Below are 4028 nucleotides of genomic sequence, written 5' to 3' on the forward strand. Positions count from 1 at the left end.
ATGACAAACGTTCGAGCTCTCCCGGCGACGCAGTGCCCGGCCACGTCCGCGACGCAGTACGCGAGGCCGGATGGTACGGCGTCACACTCCCCAGGACGAGGGTCAGCGACTACACGGTGCATCCGGTGATCACCATCGATCAGCGGGCGTGGGCAGACCGTATGACCGCGGGGCAGCAGCCGGAGCTCGACAGGTCCACCCTTGCCCTCTGGGAGGCATGGACCGATGATCTCGGCGCATCGCCACCGCGCCCGGCCGTCTCGATCGTCGGATTCGTCTCCACCACCCCCGGCCCGCGACCGCGCTGGAGACCCTCGACGCACTGGCCGGTTACGGCGCCGGTCTCTGGATCGCTACCGGGCCCCGCCGGCCTCGGACTCTGACACTCGCCGAATTCGACCTCACCGGATTCTGGGTCGTGCACGCCCACCTCAACCGGGCCGACGTACTGGTGCGCGGGCGTCGCGGACCGATCCACACCGCACAACGCGGGGTCGCGCTGCGACACAAAGAGGAGCTGCTGTTCGCGCGAGCACTCGACAGCGCGCCCGCCCCGATCGGACAGGCGGTCGCATAGATGAACCTCGGCTACGCCCGCGTCTCCACCACCCACCAGGACCTCGAACGTCAACTCGTCGCGCTCGCCGAGCACGGGATACCCGACGACCGGATCTACGCCGACAAGAAGACCAGCGCCACCATCGACCGGCCCGAATTCACCAAGATGCTGAAGTACGCACGGGAGGGCGACACCATCGTCGCGACCAACCTGGACCGGCTCGGCCGCAACCTGCGCGAGTGTCTCAACGTCATCCACGACCTGAGCGAGCGCGGTATCGGGGTGCGCACCCTGCGTGACCCGCTGCCGATCGATACCACCGACACCTCCGGTATGGCCGAACTCAGCGTCGCGATGCTGGCGCTGTTCGCCCACATGGAACGAGTCTTCATGCGCGAACGGGCCGCTCACGCCCGTGAGGTCGCCGCAAACCAGGGCAAACAGCCCGGCCGACCCCGCAAGCTCACCCCGGCCCAGCTCGCCATGGCCCGTGCCGCGCTACGGGAGGACCAGTCCGTAGCCCAGGTCGCCGAGGTATTCGGGGTATCACGGGCCACCTTTTACCGCTACCTCGCCGAAGATGCCGACGCCCAACAGGACGCCGGTGAACCCAAGGAGAAGAAATGGGCCTACCTACTCGAACAGGCCGAAAACACGCTGTATCGGGGTGGCCGTCGTATTCGCCGAAAATCGGGCGGATAGGGCATAGCCCCTGCCCGATCGGGCAGGCGGGAGTCGCCGGTGGTGATGAAGCTGTCGGGGCATCGGTCGGTGCGCAGCCTTGCCGCATACGCGAGGGTGCCCGAGGAAGGGCTACGGCGCCAGCGAGCCGACAGCGACCCGGCAACGCGTCGGCGCCGGAGTCGCTGATACCGCAAAGACAGGTGCAGGAATGTCGTCAGAGGGCTGTGCCCGAGCCGTCTCGCATGACGGTCGTGGTGAGGTTCTTCGAACTGCCACGCTGAGGAGAAAATATTCTTCTGTGTCGGCTGTAGACATTCGGTGGAGATCACGGTAGTTTCTGTCGTGTCGGAAAAGTAAGAAGTCTGGATGGCACGGGAGAGGACGAACTGCCCGTGTAATGGAGACGGTGGCCGGATGTGCGATCGGGAAGTGTGCGGTCCCCGGCCGCCGAATCCGCAAGATGAAGTGCACGAAAGATGTAGTACCGCAGTGAAGAGAAGAAAGGAGTTGCCCGCCGTCTCCCCGCCCACGTTCAGTGTCCCCGGGCGGGGACCGCAACCGGTACCTGTCGGAAGACGGTAGTAATTCCCCGTAGTGCCCCGGTGCCGGACGGCACCGGGGCACTCGTCCGTATGGAGGCGCCACGATTCCCGACCCCACGACCGCGAACGAGAAGTTCGACGACGACGATTACCCCGCCTACACGATGGGCCGGGCCGCGGACATGCTGGGCGTGACCCAAGCGTTTCTGCGCAGCCTGGACGAGGCGAAACTGTTCATCCCGCAACGCTCACCGGGTGGGCACCGCCGCTACTCCCGTTACCAGCTGCGCCTGGCCGCCCGCGCCCGCGAACTGATCGATCAGGGCACACCCCTGGACGCGGCGTGCCGGATCATCATCCTCGAAGACCAGCTCGCCGAAGCCCTCGAACTCAACGCCAAACGCACCCCACAGCAGTGACCGCGCCCGCGCGTTTCCGGCGCGGCGACAGCGGGCCGAAGATCGATTTCGGCCCATGAGGTTCCGGCAGCAACGGCGCGAAATCAACGAATATTATGCCCGGGCCAGAAAAGCGCCTACCTGCGGATATACTCCTCGGGCTGTGCGGAGTAACGCCGTATCCGTGATAGCCCTCATCCCCTACCAAGGGGTATGCCCGTATCCGTCGGTTTCGTGTGAAAGCTACTGCGATCCCATCGAGAGACGATGGTTTCGTCGGTGTCCCAACTCTCGCTCCGGCAGGCCGGTGGGCCCTTGTTTTCATGGCTTGCGGGACACTTCAGGGATGAACCACAGATATCGGCCGATGCCGAGCCTGTTCAGCCACCTCGAATTGGTGCAAGACACCCGCACCGACCGGGAACCATCAACCGGTCGGTGCTCCCACCGATGAGGACGAATTACACCGTGTCGTCGACGAGAATGGGTAGAAGGACACTGCCGGCGATCGATGCCGGTCGCTGGTCAGCGTGCCGACCAGCGACCCGGTATGTCATGGCGGCGCGGCGTTCTACTGTCGTGGAAAGACCATGAACCAGCCGTTGAACCTATTACTGAAACGTCTGACCGCCCGCCTCGCGGGCACGACCGACCAGCCGGGCATACCACAGGCCAGCGGGGCGATCGCCGGGCGATACGACCAGTTCGCCGACCTGTCCGGTCGGGCCACTGATGGACTGAAAGGAGCCGAAGCCCAATCCGCCGACGTGATCGGAGGGTCGGTCCCTTCGGCGATCGGCGACAGGCCGCTCTCTGGGGGAGGCGGCGGCGATGGTACCGGAAATGGCGGGCGGTTCGGCGAGGACGACCCCATGCCGGGTTGGCTTGCCGAAGCTCTCGCCCCGATACGCCACCTGCGTCTCGATTCACCTGATGACGACCTGGCAATCGCCGTCCAATACCAGCATATTGCTCGGCTGGCCGACACACTGACCCCGTTTTCCCCGCCCATGAATCGCGACGCCATAGCCAGAGAATTGAGCCATAGCGCCCGGTCCAACTGGTCCCGGATAAACGCAGGTCAGTTCGAACTGCACGCCGCATACCTAGCGCTTCGCTCAGGTGACAACGCTGTGGAGTTGAGCGTGTACCCGTTCTGGGACAAAGATTTTCGGCAAGGACTACGCGGATTGGGCCTGACCGGACGAGGCGACCCGCCCGTTGCGATCGACGACCTCGCCAACTCCATGATCACTGCAGTGGAAAACCGCAAACGAGCAACCTGACTCTGCTGATGAGCGCGAAGCCGAGCATAGAGGGGGAGCAGACCGAGTAAGCCCGAAAGGGGCATCAGTGGCGTACGGGACTGCTGCGCGATCAGGTGACATGTCGCGTCACGCAGCCTGAGTGGCTGGCGTGGCCATGATGGTCTCGTATTCGACTGGGGTCAACTTGCCGAGCCGAGCTTGGCGTCGGCGGCGGTGGTAGGTCCGTTCGATCCAGGTGATGATCGCGATACGAAGCTCCTCACGTGTGGCCCAAGGACGCCGGTCGAGGACGTTCTTCTGCAGCAGCGCGAAGAACGACTCCATTGCGGCGTTGTCGCCGCACGCACCGACCCGGCCCATCGATCCGACCATTGAATGCCGGCCCAGGGCGTGGACGAACTTCCGGGAACGGAACTGCGACCCTCGGTCGCTGTGAACCACACATCCGGCCACTGGATCCCCGGCCGCGGCGCGGCGGGCGACCGCGGAGCCGAGGGCGTCGACGGCGAGGCGGGCCTTCATCCGAGAGTCGATCGAGTAGCCCACGATCCGGTTCGAATGCGCGTCCTTGACCGCA

At 64.9% G+C, this 4028-nt stretch carries 6 protein-coding genes; 5 read left to right on the forward strand and 1 reads right to left on the reverse strand.

The annotated features are described in order from the left end of the window. From ON20_RS26140 to ON20_RS26155, 5 genes are all read left to right on the forward strand, one after another. The coding region (locus ON20_RS26140) for a hypothetical protein (RefSeq protein WP_040839781.1) at positions 1-383 on the forward strand (383 nt) is incomplete at its 5' end. A 35-nt stretch (positions 384-418) separates the two neighbouring features. Next, positions 419-577 (forward strand): hypothetical protein, encoded by a 159-nt coding sequence (locus tag ON20_RS36840; RefSeq protein WP_157229011.1) that lies wholly within the window; start codon positions 419-421, stop codon positions 575-577. Then, complete coding sequence (locus ON20_RS26145; RefSeq protein ID WP_083865257.1) at positions 578-1261, forward strand: recombinase family protein; 684 nt, start codon at positions 578-580, stop codon at positions 1259-1261. It begins immediately after the preceding gene. A gap of 688 nt (positions 1262-1949) precedes the next feature. Further along, the gene (locus tag ON20_RS26150) at positions 1950-2204 is read left to right on the forward strand and encodes a MerR family transcriptional regulator (protein ID WP_040839784.1); all 255 of its coding nucleotides are present in this window, start codon (positions 1950-1952) and stop codon (positions 2202-2204) included. Positions 2205-2773: 569 nt separating this feature from the next. Then, positions 2774-3469 (forward strand): hypothetical protein, encoded by a 696-nt coding sequence (locus ON20_RS26155; protein WP_157229012.1) that lies wholly within the window; start codon positions 2774-2776, stop codon positions 3467-3469. 108 nt (positions 3470-3577) lie between these two features. On the opposite strand, the gene ON20_RS26160 is transcribed toward ON20_RS26155, so the two are convergent. Further along, the coding region (locus ON20_RS26160) for a DDE-type integrase/transposase/recombinase (RefSeq protein ID WP_040839788.1) at positions 3578-4028 on the reverse strand (451 nt) is incomplete at its 5' end.

It is taken from the genome of Nocardia brevicatena NBRC 12119 (genome assembly GCF_000308495.1).
Lineage (GTDB): Bacteria > Actinomycetota > Actinomycetes > Mycobacteriales > Mycobacteriaceae > Nocardia > Nocardia brevicatena.

What these genes read in the sequence shown, in the direction of transcription:
- ON20_RS26145 (WP_083865257.1), top strand. Translation starts at nt 578, where the DNA reads ATGAACCTCGGCTACGCCCGCGTCTCCACCACCCACCAGGACCTCGAA.
- ON20_RS26150 (WP_040839784.1), top strand. Translation starts at nt 1,950, where the DNA reads ATGGGCCGGGCCGCGGACATGCTGGGCGTGACCCAAGCGTTTCTGCGC.
- ON20_RS26155 (WP_157229012.1), top strand. Translation starts at nt 2,774, where the DNA reads ATGAACCAGCCGTTGAACCTATTACTGAAACGTCTGACCGCCCGCCTC.